Here is an 18,401-nt window from a genome sequence, read left to right as displayed (position 1 = left end):
AAGGCTTGTCCCGTAATCCCTGTTCAGGGCAAGGAGGCCATGTATCCGGGGCGTGCTTCGCTCAGTTGTCGGCGACGGCGATGTCCAGGAGTTGTTGATGGAGTCCGGGGCGCGCGAAAAGTGCGGCTCCGGTGTCGGTCCGGTGCTGGCCGGCGAGGTCGCTGAAGGTGCCGCCCGCTTCTTGGACGATGGGAATTAGAGGGGCGATGTCCCACGGGCCGGCTCCCAGGAGGAGGAAGGCGTCCAGCTGACCGGTCGCGACGAGAAGGGCGCCATGGCAGGTGCCGGATCCGGTGGACGGTTTGCGGGGCGCTGGCGCGGTGGGATCCGCTGTGGTCCAGTCCAGCAGCGGCCGGACCTGCGTGACGCCCCGGGCGAGTCTCGCGGCCGCGGCGCGTTCCTGCTGGTTCAGTCTGGACGGAGGTGGCCAGATGCCGATGGCTGCGTTCTGGGCAGTTCCGCCTTCGGTGAGGGCCAACCGGTGTGCCGGTGCGTCCGGGTTGGAGGGGCATGGCCCTGTCCAGGAGCCCGAGTCTGGCCTGGCCCACCACCGACGGCCCAGGGCAGGGGCGGAGACCATGCCCAGGGTGATGCGGCTGTCCTCTTCCAGGGCGATCAGGGTGCTCCACTCCGGTTCGCCAGCGAGGAAGCTCGCGGTGCCGTCGATGGCGTCGATGATCCAGCGCCGTCTGCCGTGTCCATGGGCGCCGAACTCCTCACCGATGAACGCGTCGCCGGGATGCTCCTGGCGGATCAAGGAGCGAAGGACGATTTCGATCTCCCGGTCGGCATCAGTGACAGGGCTGCCGTCGCTCTTGGCCCGGGATTCGATGGTGGCGCTTGAGAAGTAACGTCGGGCGATGGCATCCGCCTCATCGGCCAGGCGGTGCACCAGTTCCAGGTCTGCCAGGTCCGTCACGAGGCTGCCCTTCCCACTGTGACCCGCCGTTAAGCTCCGCATAGACCGTGCAGACGCGGTGACATCATCAAGGCGTGGCTGCTGTGATCACGGCCTCGGAGCCGTCCTGGATTTCTCCCTTCACCGGACTGAAGCCGCGCTGCTTCGCCAAGTTGGTGACCGCACTGCGCCGCGAGGGCGCCGACAGAGGCCGGACGGGCCGACCGTGGAGCCTGCCGCTGGACGACCGCGTCCTGCTGGTCACGGCCTATTGGCGCACGAACTTGACACTGCGCCAGCTCGCCCCCTTGTTCGGCATCTCGAAGTCCGCTGCGGACCGCATAGTCGACCACCTCGGTCCGCTGCTGGCGCTTCAGCCCCGCATGCGGTTCCGCAAGGACACCGTGCTCATCGTGGACGGCACCCTGGTGCCCACCCGCGACCACACGGTGGCCGAGCAGTCCAAGAACTATCGGTACTCCACCAACCATCAGGTCGTCATCGACGCCGACACCCGCCTGATCATGGTCGTCGGTCGGCCGCTGCCGGGCAACCGCAACGACTGCAAGGCATGGGCGGAATCCGGCGCGAAGGCCGCCGTCGGCCAGACGACCACCATCGCCGATGGCGGTTATCCGGGCACGGGGTTGGTGATGCCGCACCGCCGACGCAAAGGCGAGGAGCTCCCCGCCTGGAAAGAGGAACACAACCGCTCACACAAACAAGTCCGGGCCCGCGTCGAGCATGTCTTCGCCCGCATGAAGACCTGAAAGATCCTTCGCGACTGCCGCCTCAAGGGCGATGGAGTACACCACGCCATGCTCGGCATCGCACGCCTGTACAACCTCGCCCTCGCCCGATAGAGGGGCGGATCTCATCGCCGCTTAGGGGTCCTTGCAGAATGATCTTCCTGTGGCACGGTGGAGGTGTAGTGATTCCGTCTTTGTGGGGGTGACCCGTGGCACGGCGGAAGCCGTGGGAGATCAGTGACGAGCTGTGGGCGGTGATCGAGCCGCTGCTCCCGAAGCATGAACGACGGTTCCGGCACCCCGGGCGCAAGAGGATCGATGACCGCAAGACACTGCAGGGTGTGCTGTTCGTCCTCTACACCGGCATCCAATGGGAGTACCTGCCGCAGGAGTTGGGCTTCGGCTCGGGGCCCACCTGTTGGCGGCGGCTGGCCGAGTGGCAGGAGGCCGGCGTGTGGGAGGAACTCCAGCGGGTGCTGCGGGACCGGCTGCGGGCGGCGGACCGCCTGGACTTCTCCCGCGTCACCGTTGATGCCTCGCATGTGCCGGCCAAGCGGGGGCGCAGCAGCCCAAAAGTCGGTCCGAGTCCGGTTGACCGTGCACGGCCGGGCTCGAAGCACCACGTGCTGACCGACGCGCACGGCACCCCGTTGCGGGTATCGCTGACCGGCGGGCACCGCAACGACGTCACCCAGCTGCTGCCGCTGGTCGACGGCGTACCGCCGGTGCGGGGCAAGCGGGGGCGGCCCCGGCGCAAGCCCCGCGCGTTGTACGCCGACCGGGGCTACGACCATGACATCTACCGCCGCCGACTACGCGAGCGCGGTATCGTCCCGAAGATTGCCCGCCGCGGTCAGCCACATGGCTCGGGCCTGGGTCAGGTGCGATGGGTTGCCGAGTCCGCCATTGCCTGGCTCCACGGCCCCCGCCGCTTACGTACTCGCTGGGAAGCCCGAGACGACATGCACGACGCTTTCCTCCAGCTCGCCCACTGCATGACCCTCGCCCGCAAGGATCCAGCATTTTGAAGGACCTCTAAGCGCACGCATCGACCTCAAGATCAGTTACGGGACAAGCCTTACCTCGCTGCCGACGGTTTCACCGCCCTCAACAGCATCTCGACCATCGGCGCGTTCCTGCTCGGTCTGTCCACCCTGCCGTTCATGTACAACGTCTGGAAGACCGGCAACACCGGTGAGCTGGTGGAAACGGACGACCCTTGGGGTTACGGCCGCTCGCTGGAGTGGGGCACCAGCTGTCCGCCTCCGCGCCACAACTTCCGTTCTCTGCCCCGAATCCGTTCCGAGTCGCCGGCCTTCGACCTGCATCATCCGAAGGTCGCCGCGCGAGAGCGCGGAGGCACAACGCAAGGCGGCGAGGAAACCACCGCGGCGCCCGGTACCCCCCACCCGTAGACAGCCAGGATGCCCGGGGCCGTCATCGGCCGTCCCGGTTCCGGCAGTTCTGGCGGCCCGTTAGGACGACACCCTCGCGGGACGCTCTCCAGGAGCCGACCACTCCCTTACCACCCGCCGCGCCCCATGGGCTACCGCGTGGACACGACACCTCCCGTTGTGGAACTCAGGTCGCGCAAGGCGGAGAGGACCATCCCCAGCAGATTCAGGCACGTCCTGCATCCCGCAGAGCGACGAGTCCGAACTCCGCCCGCCCCGCAGACTCTCCCTCTCGGGCAAGAACGCGCTCACCGGCAGGAACCCCGGCCAGGTGGAACGCGTACCGCCGCCTCGACCAGGACCACCGGTTCGAAACTCGGTCACATTGGTGGGGGCCGTCGGGCGTGCGCGTCGGGTCGCGGGGGACCCCACCCGGCGAAACCGCCCCTTCGACTCAGCGCAGAACAGGGAGTGACGCCGTGTTCGCTGCACACAGCCGTATCCATGCCGCAAAAGGCACCTTCCGTCCCGTGCCAGTGATCCGACCCCGTCGGATGCGCCGGATACTATCCCAAAGCGCGTCAGCAGGGTCACTGGCCCTGTTGGCTGTCGCCTGCACCGGCAACTCCTCCGACTCGCCGAAAGCGAGCACAAGCGATCCGGCCAGTACGTCCTCGGTGAGCGCCGAGCTCCAGAGCGACTACACCCACGTCGTCCAGAACGTCCTTCCCTCGGTCGTGCAGATCACCACCTCCGCGGGACTCGGTTCGGGCATCGTCTACGACAGCAAAGGCGACATCGTCACCAACGCCCATGTGGTGGGCGAGAGTCACAGCTTCACCGTCACCCTCGCCGACCGCCAGCAGACCCTGCACGCGAGCCTGGTCGGCAGTTACCCCCCGAACGATCTGGCCGTGATCCGCCTCAGCAGTCCGCCCTCCGGTCTGCACCCGGCGGCCTTCGCCGACAGCAAGAAGGTCACGGTCGGCCAGATCGTGCTGGCGATGGGCAATCCACTGGGCCTGTCCAGCAGCGTCACCCAAGGCATCGTCTCCGCCGTCGGCCGTACCGTCTCCGAGCCTGCCCACAACGGCTCACCCGGGGCAACCATCCCCGACATGGTGCAGACATCCGCCGCCATCAACCCGGGCAACAGCGGCGGCGCACTGGCGAATCTCTCCAGCCAGGTGATCGGCATCAACACCTTGGCCGCGGTCGACCAGGAGCTCGGCGGCAGCGCCGCCCCTGGCATCGGTTTCGCCATCCCCAGCACCAAGGTCACCCGTATCGCCGGCCAACTGATCAAGAACGGCAAGGTCACCGACAGCGGCCGTGCCGCACTCGACGCCACGGTGCGGACCGTGCTCGGCACCGGCTCGTCGCCGTCGGGCGTGGGCATCGTCGCCGTCACCGAAGGCGGCGCCGCCGACAAGGCCGGTCTCCATGCCGGTGACATCATCACCCAACTGGACAAGGCCCGGATCACCGACACGCAAAGCCTCGCCGAGGCACTGGCCGCAAAGTCTCCTGGAGACCAGGTGACCATCACCTACATCCGTGACGGACACACACTCACCACCCAGGCCACCCTCGGCACACTCGGCAGTTCTTGAGATCCCACGCGGGAAAAGCGGCGTGAAGTAGCGACAGGACACGATCTCGTGGCGGGCGGGCACCGCGCCGCCGCTGCGTCGTATCCACAGGCGAACGGCCCGACAGCGTCCGGTGCTCAACGTTTCATCGGCCGTCGGCCGGGATACGCCCCCTGTCCTCCCAGAAGAAAACAGGGCGAGCTGCCGATGCACGCAGAACGTCCCGGTGATCGCCGCCTGGGCCGGTCGCCGACGGCGCATAGCGGAAACCGACACCTCTAGCGAAGGAGTCAGGGTGGAATTCCTCAAAGAGCTGTGGGCGAACGCGCTCGTCTCCAGGACCGCGGTGATCGCGGCGATCGGGGGATTCCTCTTCGGGTACGACACCGGAATCATCTCCGGCGCCCTGCTCTACATCAAGAAGGACTTCGACGCCGGATCCGCGGCACAGGAGTTCATCGTCTCCGCTCTCCTGCTCGGTGCCGTGGTGGGCGCATTGCTCAGCGGATACCTCGCCGACCGCATCAGCCGCCGCAACACCAAAATCATCTCGGGTACGGTCTATCTGTTCGCGGCCCTCGGCTGCGCGCTGTCCGGGAACACTGGGATGCTCATCGGCTTCCGGGCGCTGCTCGGCCTGGCCGTGGGCACCGCGTCCTTCGTCAGTCCGCTGTACATATCCGAGGTCAGCCCCCCGCGCATTCGCGGCGGACTGACGTCCTTCAACCAGCTGGCCACCACCAGCGGCATCCTCGTGGCCTACCTGATCAACTACTTCTTCAAGGACTTCGCCGAGAACTGGCGATGGATGCTCGGAGTCGCGGCACTGCCCGGCGCTGCGCTCGCCATCGGCATGTTCAGCGTCCCCAAGACTCCCCGATGGCTGGTGGAACGACAGCGGGACGACGACGCACATGACGTGTTGCGCACGTTGCGCAGGGGCTCGGCCGACGACGACGTGGACAGGGAGCTCGACTCCGTCCGGCAGAGCGTCGAGTCCAGTCGGTCCACCCGAACCCGCGATCTGCTGACCGGGCGGGCCCGCCCCCTGCTGATCGTCGGTGTGGGGCTGGCCTTCTTCCAGCAGTTCGTGGGCGTGAACACGATCATCTACTATGCGCCCACCATTCTCCAGCAGACCGGTCTGTCGGCCGACAGCGCCGTCTCCCAGGCGCTGAGCGTGGGCATCACCAACGTCGTGTTCACCGTCCTCGCGGTCCTGCTGCTGGACAAGGTCGGCCGCCGGCCGCTGCTGCTGACCGGCACGGCGCTGCTCACCGTCGCCCTGGCCGCGCTCGGGGTGTACTTCACCGTGCCGGCTCTGCGGGACGCCGCGCCGTGGATGGCGCTGGCAGCCCTGGTGCTCTACATCGCGGCCTTCGCGATCGGGCTGGGACCCGTGTTCTGGTTGATGATCAGCGAGATCTTTCCGCAGACGCTGCGCGGCAGGGCCATGAGCGTGTGCACGGCCGTCAACTGGGGGGCGAACTTCGCGATCTCGGTCTCCTTCCTCTCCCTGGCCGGCTGGATCTCCCGCGCCGGTGTGTTCTGGCTCTACACTTCACTGGGCGTCATCGCCTGGATCTTCTTCAGTCACCGTGTCCCCGAGACCAGGGGCAAGTCCCTGGAGGCCATCCAGGAGGAGCTGGGCGCCGACACCCATGAACGGTCGCAGCGCCAGGCCGCGTGACCGGTCCCCGTCGGCGCGCCTGATCCGTCCGACCGGCTCACCTACCTGGACCCACCGGCACCCGTGCCTCCGGAAGCGAGTTCCGCCGGGCCGCGGGCGGGAGCACCCCTCGCCCGTCACCGGGCCGGAGGGAGGCGGTCAGGGAGGCGCTGCGCGGGATGAGGCGCGCGGAGCGGGCACCGCTGTCGGACGCACGCGCGTCGCTACGAAGCACCACTGTGAGAAGGAGACCCACGACCACGAGAGCGGTGATGATCGCGGTGAGGGTCAGCCACCAGCCGTGGCGGGAGTGCTCATCGGGCTCATGCGGACTGCCCACTGCCGATGCGCAGGACAGCTGCCGGTTGAGCGCCCGTATCGTGGCGGCGAGACAAGGATCGTCCCGGGCGATATCCCGCTCGATTCGTTCGAGCACACGTGTCTCGTCCATAGCGGTCACCTCCGGCATCGGGCGATCGGTTCGGTGTCGTTCGGCTCGGCATCCGCGCACCTGGCCGCGGAGGGGAGCAGTGCGAGAAGAAGCATTCGGGTCATCCCTGCAATGAGTTGTTCCACTGGAATCCGCTGAGGACTGCCGGGGTACCCGCAGGCCCGGAGCGGACACGGTGACGCCATCCGGTCAGGAGCCTCGCTCATGTCGAACCAGGACACCGCGCAGCATGCAGCGAGCAGGGTGCGTAGGCCCGTCCTCGCCGCACCGCGGTGCGGCGGCGGCAGGAGAAGTTGGTTCCAGCAAAATATTGCACTGTCTTACGGTTCAGGCCCGCCCCCAGGGATACGCAGAAGATAAGGAACCCGACAGAAAGGAAGAAGGTGGCCGACATGGCCATGCACTCCCGCATCGAGGAACATCCCGACATCCAGGCCATGAGGGTCCGGGCCGCCGAGATCTCGGCGAAGCCGTCCGCGCAGGCGACGGAGGGCCTGACCCTGCTGACCGGTCTGTATCTGGCGATCTCCCCCTGGGTGATCGGGTTCAACGGCAACCCCCTCGCCGTGAGCAACCTGGTCACCGGTATCGCGCTGGCCGTCCTGGCCCTGGGCTTCGGCTCGGCCTTCGAGCGGACATTCGGCATGGGCTGGGCGGCAGCCGGCATCGGCGCCTGGGCGATCATCGCCCCCTGGGTGATGCAGAACGCCTCGACGACTACGGGCACCATCGTCAGCAATACGATCACGGGGGCCGTCGCCGTCGTCCTTGGGCTCATGACGACCGCAATGGCAAGCGGCCGTTCCTGACCCTCCTACGGGCCGGTCCGCACGCTTACTGACGCGCGCGGGCCGGCCCCCTCTCCACTGTCCAGCCGTCGGCACCTGCCTCGGGCCGTACGGCAGTTCTGCGTCAGCCTCGTTCTACAATCCGCACCGCCCACACGCGTCGGCAGACGGCGTCCGTTTCAGCAAAGTTGTGCAGGGGACCCCGCCCCGCGACCGGCGGCCAGAGACCGGCAGCCGCAGGCGATACGGAGGTGAGCTGTTCGGTGTCACTGCTGCGGAAGCTGCTGCATCCCGAGCCGACGCCCAGCCGCGGGGAACGGCTGGCCACGGCCGTGGACCGGCGGCTACCGGTCCGAGAGGCCGGCAAGGTCTTCCTGCGTAAGGCGTTCCCCGACCACTGGTCTTTCCTCTTGGGCGAACTCGCGCTCTACAGCTTCGTGGTGCTCGTCCTCACGGGCGTGTTACTCACCTTTTACTTCCACCCGAGCATGGCGGAACAGCCGTACACAGGATCGTACACCCCCCTTCAAGGCGTCATGGCCTCGGATGCGTACTCGTCGACGCTGCACATCAGCTTCGACATCCGGGGCGGTCTGCTGATCCGGCAGATGCACCACTGGGCGGCGCTCGTCTTCGTCGCCTCCATCGGCGTTCACATGCTGCGGATCTTCTTCACCGGGGCGTTCCGCCGCCCGCGCGAAGTCAACTGGGTGATCGGGGTGACGCTGTTCATGCTGGCCCTCCTGGAAGGGTTCTGCGGCTACTCGCTCCCGGACGACCTGCTGTCCGGCACCGGACTGCGCACCGCCCAGGGGATCGTGCTGTCCATCCCGGTCGTGGGCACCTACCTGAGCTTCTTCGTCTTCGGCGGCCAGTACCCGGACCACGAGATCGTGCCCCGCATGTACGCGGCCCACATCCTGTTGATCCCGGGTCTGCTGATCGCGCTCATCGCCGTGCACCTGGGGCTGGTCGTCTACCTCAAGCACACCCAGTGGGCCGGACCGGGCCGTACCAACCGCAACGTCGTCGGCAAGCCGTTCTTCCCGCAGTACACGGCCAAGTCCGTCGGCCTGTTCTTCACCCTGTTCGGTCTGCTTGCGGTGCTCTCTGCGCTCATGCAGATCAACCCGATCTGGGACTACGGCCCGTACCGGGCCGACCAGGCGTCCATCGATGCCCAGCCGGACTGGTACGTCGGCTTCCTGGAGGGCGCGTTGCGGCTGACACCGGCGATGGAGATGCGTTTCGCCGGACACACGGTCGTGTGGGACGTGTTCCTTCCCGGCGTCGTGCTGCCTCTGCTGCTGTTCGCCCTGCTGTACGCGTATCCATTCTTCGAACGCTGGGTCACGAGCGACCGCAAGGAGTACCACCTGTGTGACCGGCCACGCCACCAGCCCACGCGGACCGGACTCGGAGTGGCCGCCATCCTCGCCTACGCGGTTCTTCTGATGGCCGGCGGCCAAGACGTGCTGGCCAAGGTCTTCTCCATTCCGATGGAAACGATCACCTGGACACTCCGGATATGTCTCTTCGTGGTGCCCGTGCTGGGCTTCCTGGCCACGAAGCGGCTGTGCCTCGCGCTCCAGGCACTGGACCGTGCGCACGTTCTGGAAGGAGCGCCGACCGAGGCCGTGGAACGAACCGCCGACGGTGCCTACCGTCGCGGTCACAAGGCGCTGACCAGGGAGCAGGAACACACGCTCATCGTGCGTGAGACGCCACTGCCGATCGGCCGCGTGGGACCTTGGTACGCGATCGTCCGCCGTGGTCTGCGCCGCTGGTACTTCGCCAAGCGCCCGCGCACGGCGAAAAGGCGCGGGAGGTGGAGAAGGCGCAGCAACGCGAGGAGTCCGGGCGGCGCGGATCGAAGGAGCAGACGTAACGGTCACAACGACGGGGAGAGCCACGAGCGTGGTGGGCCGGTCACGGAAAGACGCCGAGACGACGGCCCCCATCGTGGTGGCTCGGACGTCGGTCAACGGCACCTCGATGCCAGCCGCTTGGCCCTGCGGGGCCGCCGCAGACCGTCATCGAACGTCTGTCGGCGCCAACGATGGCCAGATTGGGTGGGGGCGATTGCGACGTCGGAGCCACATCGCGGCCTCACACCACCGCCGGTGTCGTCGGCCCTCGTCAATCGGCCCGACCCCAACAGGCGTCACCTGCGCCGGCGGGCGCTTAACGGACCCAGGCGTGGCCGACGCCGTAGCGGCACGGAACGGCCCTGCGGGCTCACTCCTCCGCGCTGCGCTCGGCAGCCGCATCCGGTCCGGCGACGGGGCCTCAGGCCACGCCGCTGCCCGCCTTGGTCAGTCGTTCCTCGGCGTTGATCCACCGCCACGTGATCGCCAGCGCGGCCAGCCCGATCGGCAGCATGGTCACGATCATCGCGAGGCCGCCGACGACATGACCACGGGCGATCATGACCACCACGGGAAGGTCCAGGACGGGCATGGCCAGGTAGAGGTAGACGGAGCGGGCCGGATCGCTCAGCCGGTGACGCGTACCGACGACCGGCAGCCAGAAAACAGCCGCTCCGCACAGCAGGACGGCCTCCAGAACCAGGCGGAGGTAGAGCCGGGAAGCGACCAGCGGGCCGGCCAGCGTCACCCCGGCGTGCAGGACCGCGAACAGCGGCAGGGCCACGACCCAGGGCAGACTCACCTGCCCCCACACACCGCGCTCGCGGGTGGCCAGCAGCACTGCCGGTACCGCCACCGACACCAGCAGGCCGGATACGGTCATAATCAGCGCCTCGGCGTCCAGACCTGTCATGCCGTTCACGACGGCCCCCTGCGCCACGTGCCCTGGTGCACGGCGAGAGCGGCTGCGACCGCCAGCACCGGTACGGCGAGCGACATCAGCCAGAATCCGTAGACAAATCCGAGCGCGGCGATGGTCAGGCCGGCAGCCGCGACGGGGACGGCCGCACCGCCTCCGGCCGGTACCCGGTAGCGCATGTGCTCCCGCGGGCCCCGCCGGGACGACACCAGAACGGCCAGGGCCGCGATCTCCACGAGCACCGCCGCGCCGACGTACAGCATCACCGCCAGCAAATCCTCGTGATAAAGGGCCAGGATGCCGACCAGGATGCCGTTGAGGGCTCCCCAGGCGGCCGTGACCGCCCAACCCGGATGCCTCTTGAACGTGTTCATGCCCGGCCCTTCTGCTCTTCGGCGACCTGGGCGGCCCGCCGCTTCCGCAGGTCCAGCAGCGGAGAGTTGCTGGTAATGGGCGGCAGCGGATGCTCCGGAGTGAAGTTGACCTCGGGCGGTGGTGACGACGTGGCCCATTCGAGGGTGTGGCCGTGCCAGGGATCGTCACCGGCCGGACGCCTGCTGCGCAAAGACTCCAGGATGTTGAACAGGAAGACCAGCATGCCCGCGGCCAGGACGGCCGCGCCGCAGCTGGAAAGCAGGTTGAGGAGTCCGAACCCGTCCGCCGTGAAGTAGCTGGAGACACGGCGGGGCATGCCGAGATAGCCCAGTCCGAACATCGGCAGGAAGGTGAGGTTGGTGCCCACGACGAGCAGCCAGAAATGGAGTTTGCCCAGCCCCTCGCGCAGCAGCACCCCAGTGGCTTTGGGGAACCAGTAGTACACGGCGGCGAACAGACCGAAGGCGCTGCCCGCGAACAGCACGTAGTGCAGGTGGGCGACGACGAAGTAGCTGTCGGTGACGTGGTAGTCGATCACGGGGGTGCCGACCATGATGCCGGTCAGCCCGCCGATCAGGAACTGCGGGATGAACGCCAGGGCGAACAGCATCGGCGTGGTGAAGACCAGCCGACCCCCCATGATCGTGCCGACCAGGGCGAAGTACTCGATGCCGGCCGGCATGAGCAGGGCGATGGAGGTCAGGGAGTAGTAGTTGTTGGCCGCCTGGCCCGTGGCGAACATGTGGTGGCCCCACACGCTCATGGACAGGGCGGCGAAGGTCAGCAGCGCCAGGACGGTGCCTCGGTAGGCGAAGTAGCGGCGACCGGAGAAGACGGCCAGCACCTCGCCCACGGCCGCCAGGTACGGGAAGAACATTACGTACACGACCGGGTGACCGTAGAACCAGAAGATGTGCTGGTAGCCGATGTTCCACACGTTGGAGGTGAACACCGACGGGTCGACGCGGCCCACGGCCAGCATGACGAGCGCGGCCAACAGGGCCGGGAAGGCGCCGATCACCATCAGGCAGGTGGCCACCATCGACCAGGAGAACACCGGCATCCGCAGCATCGTCATACCGCGCGTGCGTTTACGCAGGACGGTCCACAGCACCGTCCAGCCGATGAGAATCATGCCGACGGCGGCCAGGAACACGCCGATCACCCACAGATCGGAACCCACACTGGGTGAGTAACGGCTGCTGGCCATGGGCGGGTAGGAGAACCAGCCGTCGGCGTGCGCCCCCTGGGGAGCGGCGAACCCGGACAGGATGGTCAACGCACCGAACACGTACAGCCAGTAGCCCAGCAGCGTGGTGCGCGGCATGGCGATGCCGGGCGCGCCGATCTGCAGGGGCACCAGGTAGACACCGAGTCCGAGGGCGAACGGTGTCATGACCAGGTAGATCATGCCCGAACCGTGAATGGTGAACAGCTGGTTGTAGGTCTGCGGAGAGAACACGTCCTCGGCCGGCTGGGCCAGCTGACTGCGCATCAGCAGGGCGAGCACGCCCATCAGGAAGAGCAGCACGAGCGAGGTGCCCAGGATCAGCAGGCCGATGCGCTTGTGGTCGGTGGAGGTGAGCACGCCCAGCCAACCGCCCGGACGCGGCGCGGGACTGGGCTCGGTGACCGCCTGCGGATCCGTCTTCATACCGCGGCTCCGGTGGTGCCGCCGTGCGAGGCGAGCCACTGCTTGTACTTCTTCGGGGAGACCGCCTTCACCCAGAAGTCCATGGTCCGGTGACGCAGTCCGCAGAACTCGGCACACCGGCCGCGCCAGCGGCCCTCGTGGTCGAAGGTCATCGTGAAACCGTTGGTGTGGTGGGGGAAGGCGTCCATCTTGTAGCGCAGCGCCGGAATCCACATCGAGTGGATGACGTCCTTGGAGGTCAACCGGACTTCAACGTTGCTGCCGGTGGGAACCACAAGCGTGGGGAACTGCCCGTCGCGGCAATTACCGGAAACGGTGACGGGCTTGGACTGTCCGTCCGGGTACTGAAAGGACCAGCACCACTGGAAGGCGGTGACGTCCACGCGGGTCGTGGCCCGCTTCTCGTCCGGTTGCTGCTCGCGATGGTTGGCGTAGGCCGTGTAGGCGACGAGGAAGACGGCCACCACTGCCAAACCGGCGAGATAGGAGGACTCAAGCCTGGTCCGCTCGGCCCGCTGCGACGCCGTGACACCGGCACCGGCTCGGCGTCTTACGACACTGAAGGCGAGCAGGCCGAGGATCACCAAGAAGACGAAGGCGGCGATCGCTGTCTCCAGAGTGAGAACCTCACCGAAGACATGCCGTTGGTTCATGCAACGCTCCCTCCGCTCGTCCAGTGCAGGTCCGAGAGTCCCCCCGGAGGTCGCGTTTGAAGCATCGGGTGGGCGCTCGCCGGGTGTTTCACACCACACGACGGGGCACCTCGAACCCCGGATCCCTTGCCACCGTAGGCTCCGAGACGATCATTCGGCTGCGGCAGCGCCGCTCGTCGTTTGCGTTTCACCCGGTTGCCTCGGTCTGGCGCACGGTGACGGTGAACGCACAGCGCGCCCCGTCCGCCATGGCCTCGACCGTCACCTTCCCCGGCGTGTCACCGGCGACGAGGGGGACGTCCGTGGTAGCCGTTCCGTCCACGGCGGAGGTGACACGGACGGGTGAACCACCGTGGAAGTCGGTCCCGGTACCGTGCCGGTCCTGGACGAAGAAGCTGACCACGGTCCCGCCGACGGGACTGTCGTGTGCGAGCACCTGCACAGACAGTGGCGCGAAACCCTCCCCCGAGTCGACGACCTGGCCATCACCTGAGAGCGCAACAAGTTCGTCGGGCACGATCATCCGCCTCCGTACCGATGCGTCTGGACATGCCGGGCGGCCTCGGCCGGAGGTCCCGGTCGGCCCCTCGGGTGCCACGGTTGGAGCACGGGAAACGCCCCAAGACCCGACGGATGCCGGATACCCGCACAGTCCGCCATCGCTGTCGACCGTGCGTCAGCGACCCGCGCGCGGGTACTGCCGACAGACTGCCGGATTTCGGTACCGGAAGGACCGCCGCGTGAACGTCGAACGAGAACTCGCACAAATCGAACGCCGGTTGGCAAAGCAGGATCCTCAGCTGGCCACCAGGCTCGGCACCTTCGAGCAGATCGCCGCGCCACGGCACAGGCGGTGCCGCAATCGGCCCTTGACCGCCCTGGTCGCCGCCGTCTGCCTGATGCTCGCCACTGCCTCGGTCGTGGTCACCGTCTGGGCCGCGGTCAACTCCCCACCGCCCCGAGCGGTACAGCAGTCGGGGCGGTGACGCCCCCGAACGTCCGCACCCGTCGACGCGGGCAACCCGTGACGCGCTCGGCCCATCGCTCCATCGCGCCCCCGCGCTCCAGCCACGCTCGACGAGCGTCAGAAGGTGGCCCGGCTGCCGGGGCGCGCCCCGCGTCCTCGGCGCTCCCGTATCCCCTCCGCGACGGAGCGTCTGACGCCGCCTCTCAGACCACGACACGGCGGCCTACCGCTTCGGCCGTATCGACGCCGTGGGCCGATCCAACAGCATGCGACGCCGTTGAGCTTCCGCGCCTCACCCCGGCCATGCAGTTCATCCGTGCCGCAGGCGCCTCACCGGGCAGGTGGCGGCCGCTGCCACCGCCGGTAACCACGAGCCCCGCCAGCGGCCCGTCTCCGCCGAGGCCGCTGGCAAGCTCACCGCAGGAACAGGCTCATCAGCTGTCCGTCGATCAGCGACGTGTCATCACCGTGGCCGAGCACCGAACCTGCCCGCGGGCCGGACCGGCATCCGCTGGCGTGCGCGACGTCGATCGGTTCCGTGCTGAGTGGCGCGCGACAGACCACCCGGCGAAGACGCCGCGCCGTTGCGGACGTCATCTCGGCCTCGCCTTTCCGAGCTGCGGACACCTGCTGGGCATGTGGGCGATCCCGCGGCCATGGAGGACAGACCCCGGGTGATCTGCGGCGGTGGCGGAGGGCAGTTCCGGTGGTGGCCACGCTGGAAGCCGGTGGCACGACGTCGGCGCATCCGAGTGAAAGCCGGCCACCGATTCGGCGGCGGACGACCATCCCACCCACGAGGAGTTCACCACGCGCGCCGCCTGATCGAGCGGGCCAGCCTGCCAGATGTCGCGCCGGGGCCCTGGCCGCACTCGACGCCCCGCGCCTGCCGGCGTCGTGTACCGCGCCCTCACCCGTCCCGCCCCCGCGAGCGGTGGACGTCGCAGGTTCGAGCCCCTTCAGAGATCGGACTGACAGACAGCCGCAGCCGACCCGGCCCTCGCTGGTCAAACAGGTGTTCGCTGTTTCGTGCCGTCATCTGGCGGGGCCACTTGAGATCCCACGTTTCACCGTATGTCCGGTGGGTCACTTCAGGGGCCGACGGATACAGATGCCCATCCGATCGTTCGACGACGGTCCCACCCCCGTCGAGCGACGACGTGGAACGAGGCGCCAGGACCCCGCGTCCGCCATCACTCCGCCCGACCCAGTCAGAGGACCATGACTCCCCCACACGCCCACCCCCGGCAACCAGACGATCGCATCGATGCCCCAGAGCTAACGTCGGACGGCATCGACTCGCTGATGCGCGCCCTCGGTGAACAACCACCAGGTCCCCGGCGTGCCTCACTGCGCGAGCAGGCCATCCGGCTCCTGCTGCCCCTCGCCGGCCGTGTGGCCCGTCGCTTCCGTGCCCGTGGTGAGGACTACGACGATCTCGTCCAGGTAGCCTGCCTCGGACTGGTCAAAGCCGTTGACCGGTACGACCCCTCACGAAGGCACGCCTTCCTGTCGTACGCGCTGCCCACCGTCGTGGGCGAGCTCAAGCGGCACCTGCGCGACCGCACCACCTCCGTAAGACTTCCCCGGCCGCTCCAGGAAGCGCAAGGCCAGATCTTCCAGGCCGTCGAGGAGCTGGAACAGCAGCTGGGCGGCTGCTCACCGACCGTCGAGCAGATCGCCGCACACACAGGTTTGGAGTCGCACCGGGTGCGGACCACGCTACGAGCCGTACGCGAGTGCCACACGCGTTCGCTGGACGCACCGACTTACGACGGCGAGGGCCCGGCAGTGGCCGACCTGATCGGTTTCGAGGACGAAGCAGTGGACTTCGTCGTCGACACCGTGGCCCTGGCATCGGCCGTCAAGCAGCTCCCGGAACGCGACCGCCACGTTCTTTACCTGCGCTTCTACCAGGAAAAGACGCAGCAGCAGATCGCCGACGCCATCGGCGTCTCTCAGATGCAGGTCTCGCGTATTCTCGCCCGGTGCCTCGCCCGGCTCCGCACCGAACTCTGGACGGACACGGCGGTCGGTTCCGGCGAGCGACGGCCCACGTCCGGCCGTCCGCGCACTCGGGACACCAACGAGCCCCGTCGGCCGCCCATTCCCGACCGTCCGCCGACACGAACCGCCGCCAAGCGGAAGTCGGCGGCCGCGCACCGCCCCTCCCGGCAGGTTCCGACACACCGTCCCCCCTCCCCCTCCGGCATGCGACGCGCACGCGCCGTACACGCCTTGTCGGGCCTCGCTCATCCCCTGCGCAACCCCGCGGGACAGCGGCCGCCGGCATGGCCGTGCACGGGATCCACACGTCACAGAACCGCCTGTCACATCCTCCCCCTCCGCCCGTCACTCACGACGCACCGAGTCGGCGCGGCTCGCCCTCCCCCGCATGCGCGACGCGGATGGACGCCTTGGTCTTCGTCGACGACACCTTCCCGTTGTCACGCCCGAGGAGCCAGCTGCCGTGCATCACCTAAAAAGCCAACTCGGCGATCCCCCCGAGGACGCATCCCCGGCTCAGGGGCCGGTCCGGAGTCGATGACGAGCCATGAGACCCCCCTTGCGTTCTCAGCACAGGTGACGAGGACGCTCACGCCGAGATCACGCTCGCCTTCCCGGACCAGGAACCCGTCGGTCCCTCCGGCTCGGCGTGACGATGCCCGACCGACGTGCCCCGCCGGCGACCCGTCGAACTTACGGAGCTCACCGACGCCGCCGCCCGGCGTCACCGTGCCCTGCCACCGTCCGGCCCTCTCTCCCCGAGGTGTGCCATGCGTCTGCTGCTCGTCCATCCCAGTGCCCTGATGTACTCGGAGATCTTCCTCCGGCTGGAGCCGCTCGGTCTCGAACGGGTCGCCGGCGCCGCACGCGAGGCCGGCCACCAGGTACGCGTCGTGGACTTGCAGGTCCTCAGCCATGCGGACCTCGACAAGGAACTCGCCGCCTTCGCACCCGAGGCACTCGGTATCTCGCTGAACTACCTCGCCAACATCCCGGAGGCGATCGAGATCGCCCGCCGGGTGAAGTCCTCGCTTCCGGGCTGCTTCGTCTTCTTCGGCGGCCACAGCGTCTCCTTCGTGGCGGAAGAAGTACTGGAACAGGCGGAAGGAGCGGTCGACGCCGTGCTGCGCGGCGAGGGCGAACCCGCCGTGGGCCCGCTGCTGGACGCGGCGCGCGACGGGGGCCTCGACACCGTTCCCGGTCTGGTCACCGCCTCCGGCCGCGGTCCCGCCCCCGTGATGCTGCACAGTATCGACAGCCCCCTTCCCGCTCGCGATCTGATGCGCCGCCGCGACCGGTACTTCATTGGTGAACTCGATCCGTGCGCGTCGATCGAATTCACCCGCGGCTGTCCGTGGGACTGCTCCTTCTGTTCGGCGTGGACCTTCTACGGCCGCAGCTACCGCAAGGCTGCCCCCCAGGCCGCCGCGGACGAACTCGCCGACATCCGCGAACCCAATGTGTTCATCGTTGACGACGTCGCCTTCATCCGGCCCGAGCACGGCGACGCCATCGCCGCCGAACTCGAACAGCGCCGCATCCGCAAGTGCTACTACCTGGAGACCCGCAGCGACGTCTTGCTGCGCCACACCGAGGTCTTCGAACGGTGGACCCGCCTGGGCCTGCGCTACATGTTCCTGGGGATGGAGGCGCTGGACGCCGAGGGACTCGACCGGTTCCGCAAGCGGATCAGCCCGGACGACAACTTCCATGCCCTGGAAACAGCGCGTCGGCTGGGCATCACCGTGGCCATCAACCTCATCGTCGACCCCGCCTGGGACGCCGAGCGCTTCCGTCTCATCCGTGAGTTCGCGCTGTCCGTGCCCGAGATCGTCCATCTCACCGTCATGACCCCCTATCCCGGAACCGAGATCTGGCACACCGAGTCCCGGCGCCTGACCACCCGTGACTACCGGCTGTTCGACATCCAGCACGCCGTAGTGCCCACCCGTCTGCCGTTGGCGGAGTTCTACCGGGAACTGGTCCGTACCCAGGCCGTGATCAACCGCAAGCACCTCGGCCTGCGCACCGCGCTCGGAGCCGGCCGGATCCTCGGCCGCAACCTGCTGCACGGACAGACCAACTTCGCCCGCATGCTGTGGAAATTCAACGACGTCTACAACCCCGAACGCCAGCTCGCCGACCACCACCGCCCCGTCCGCTACGAACTCCCCCTGCCGCAGCCGATCGACGTCGGCGACCGGCGACAGCTATACGTCCACGCCCGGCCGCAGCGGTCACACGGTTGAGCAAAGTCGCGGCGGCCCTGACCATGCACCGTGTTTCGCCCTGGCCGGAGCCCGCGGTGATCGACATGACCACCCGACGACGGCTGCCGCAGCAGTCGCCGGCTCCGGCGGCGTGCACCGGTCTGCGTGTTGCGCGTGCGACGGCGCGGGTATCCCGGCCTGTCAGGC

Annotated in this window: 14 protein-coding genes and 3 pseudogenes; 10 read left to right on the top strand and 7 right to left on the bottom strand. The window is 68.0% G+C overall.

Annotation, left to right across the window (positions count from 1 at the left end; translation table 11 throughout):
* Positions 1-61 precede the first annotated feature (61 nt).
* Positions 62-919 carry an inositol monophosphatase family protein gene (locus ACYF6T_RS40185; protein WP_461702912.1) on the bottom strand — a complete coding sequence of 286 codons (858 nt, stop codon included), beginning with the start codon at positions 917-919 and terminating at the stop codon, positions 62-64.
* A 74-nt stretch (positions 920-993) separates the two neighbouring features.
* On the opposite strand from ACYF6T_RS40185, the pseudogene ACYF6T_RS40180 reads away from it, so the two are divergent.
* The 7 genes and pseudogenes from ACYF6T_RS40180 to qcrB all read left to right on the top strand — a co-directional run.
* Positions 994-1,761, top strand: a pseudogene (locus ACYF6T_RS40180) (transposase).
* 95 nt (positions 1,762-1,856) lie between these two features.
* The gene (locus tag ACYF6T_RS40175; RefSeq protein ID WP_461702911.1) at positions 1,857-2,675 is read left to right on the top strand and encodes an IS5 family transposase; all 819 of its coding nucleotides are present in this window, start codon (positions 1,857-1,859) and stop codon (positions 2,673-2,675) included.
* A 51-nt stretch (positions 2,676-2,726) separates the two neighbouring features.
* A pseudogene (locus tag ACYF6T_RS40170) lies at positions 2,727-3,062 on the top strand (cytochrome ubiquinol oxidase subunit I); the annotation flags it as partial.
* 533 nt (positions 3,063-3,595) lie between these two features.
* Positions 3,596-4,654, top strand: coding sequence for a S1C family serine protease (locus ACYF6T_RS40165; protein ID WP_461702914.1), 1,059 nt, complete (start codon positions 3,596-3,598; stop codon positions 4,652-4,654).
* Between the two features lie 274 nt (positions 4,655-4,928).
* Complete coding sequence (locus ACYF6T_RS40160; RefSeq protein ID WP_461702910.1) at positions 4,929-6,323, top strand: sugar porter family MFS transporter; 1,395 nt, start codon at positions 4,929-4,931, stop codon at positions 6,321-6,323.
* 822 nt (positions 6,324-7,145) lie between these two features.
* Positions 7,146-7,562, top strand: a complete 417-nt coding sequence (locus ACYF6T_RS40155; RefSeq protein WP_461702909.1) for an SPW repeat protein — start codon at positions 7,146-7,148, stop codon at positions 7,560-7,562.
* Positions 7,563-7,861: 299 nt separating this feature from the next.
* A pseudogene (qcrB, locus tag ACYF6T_RS40150) lies at positions 7,862-9,343 on the top strand (cytochrome bc1 complex cytochrome b subunit); the annotation flags it as partial.
* A 487-nt stretch (positions 9,344-9,830) separates the two neighbouring features.
* Here the strand turns inward: qcrB and ACYF6T_RS40145 are convergent.
* From ACYF6T_RS40145 to ACYF6T_RS40125, 5 genes are all read right to left on the bottom strand, one after another.
* Entirely contained in the window at positions 9,831-10,322 is a 492-nt protein-coding gene (locus tag ACYF6T_RS40145; RefSeq protein WP_461702913.1) for a hypothetical protein, read from the bottom strand.
* Positions 10,323-10,327: 5 nt separating this feature from the next.
* On the bottom strand, positions 10,328-10,702 hold the full coding sequence (locus ACYF6T_RS40140) for a hypothetical protein (protein WP_461702908.1): 375 nt from the start codon (positions 10,700-10,702) through the stop codon (positions 10,328-10,330).
* Positions 10,699-12,357 carry a cytochrome c oxidase subunit I gene (locus tag ACYF6T_RS40135; RefSeq protein ID WP_461702907.1) on the bottom strand — a complete coding sequence of 553 codons (1,659 nt, stop codon included), beginning with the start codon at positions 12,355-12,357 and terminating at the stop codon, positions 10,699-10,701. Before ACYF6T_RS40135 ends, ACYF6T_RS40140 begins: the two co-directional genes overlap by 4 nt.
* Positions 12,354-13,010 (bottom strand): cytochrome c oxidase subunit II, encoded by a 657-nt coding sequence (coxB, locus tag ACYF6T_RS40130; protein ID WP_461702906.1) that lies wholly within the window; start codon positions 13,008-13,010, stop codon positions 12,354-12,356. Before coxB ends, ACYF6T_RS40135 begins: the two co-directional genes overlap by 4 nt.
* Positions 13,011-13,197: 187 nt before the next feature.
* The gene (locus ACYF6T_RS40125) at positions 13,198-13,533 is read right to left on the bottom strand and encodes a hypothetical protein (protein ID WP_461702905.1); all 336 of its coding nucleotides are present in this window, start codon (positions 13,531-13,533) and stop codon (positions 13,198-13,200) included.
* A 217-nt stretch (positions 13,534-13,750) separates the two neighbouring features.
* On the opposite strand from ACYF6T_RS40125, the gene ACYF6T_RS40120 reads away from it, so the two are divergent.
* Positions 13,751-13,996, top strand: a complete 246-nt coding sequence (locus ACYF6T_RS40120) for a DUF3040 domain-containing protein (RefSeq protein WP_461702904.1) — start codon at positions 13,751-13,753, stop codon at positions 13,994-13,996.
* 395 nt (positions 13,997-14,391) lie between these two features.
* Here ACYF6T_RS40120 and ACYF6T_RS40115 read toward each other — a convergent pair whose 3' ends face one another.
* A complete protein-coding gene (locus tag ACYF6T_RS40115; RefSeq protein ID WP_461702903.1) occupies positions 14,392-14,574 on the bottom strand; it encodes a hypothetical protein in 183 nt (60 codons plus the stop codon).
* Positions 14,575-15,051: 477 nt separating this feature from the next.
* Between ACYF6T_RS40115 and ACYF6T_RS40110 the strand changes: the two genes are divergently transcribed.
* Both ACYF6T_RS40110 and hpnR read left to right on the top strand, forming a co-directional pair.
* A complete protein-coding gene (locus ACYF6T_RS40110) occupies positions 15,052-16,788 on the top strand; it encodes a SigB/SigF/SigG family RNA polymerase sigma factor (RefSeq protein WP_461702902.1) in 1,737 nt (578 codons plus the stop codon).
* A complete protein-coding gene (hpnR, locus tag ACYF6T_RS40105) occupies positions 16,755-18,233 on the top strand; it encodes a hopanoid C-3 methylase HpnR (protein WP_461702901.1) in 1,479 nt (492 codons plus the stop codon). Before ACYF6T_RS40110 ends, hpnR begins: the two co-directional genes overlap by 34 nt.
* The last annotated feature ends 168 nt before the right edge of the window (positions 18,234-18,401 follow it).

Source organism: Streptomyces sp. 7R007 (assembly GCF_054850255.1).
Note: the sequence above shows the minus strand (reverse complement) of the source record. Positions and strands in the feature narration are given on the sequence as shown.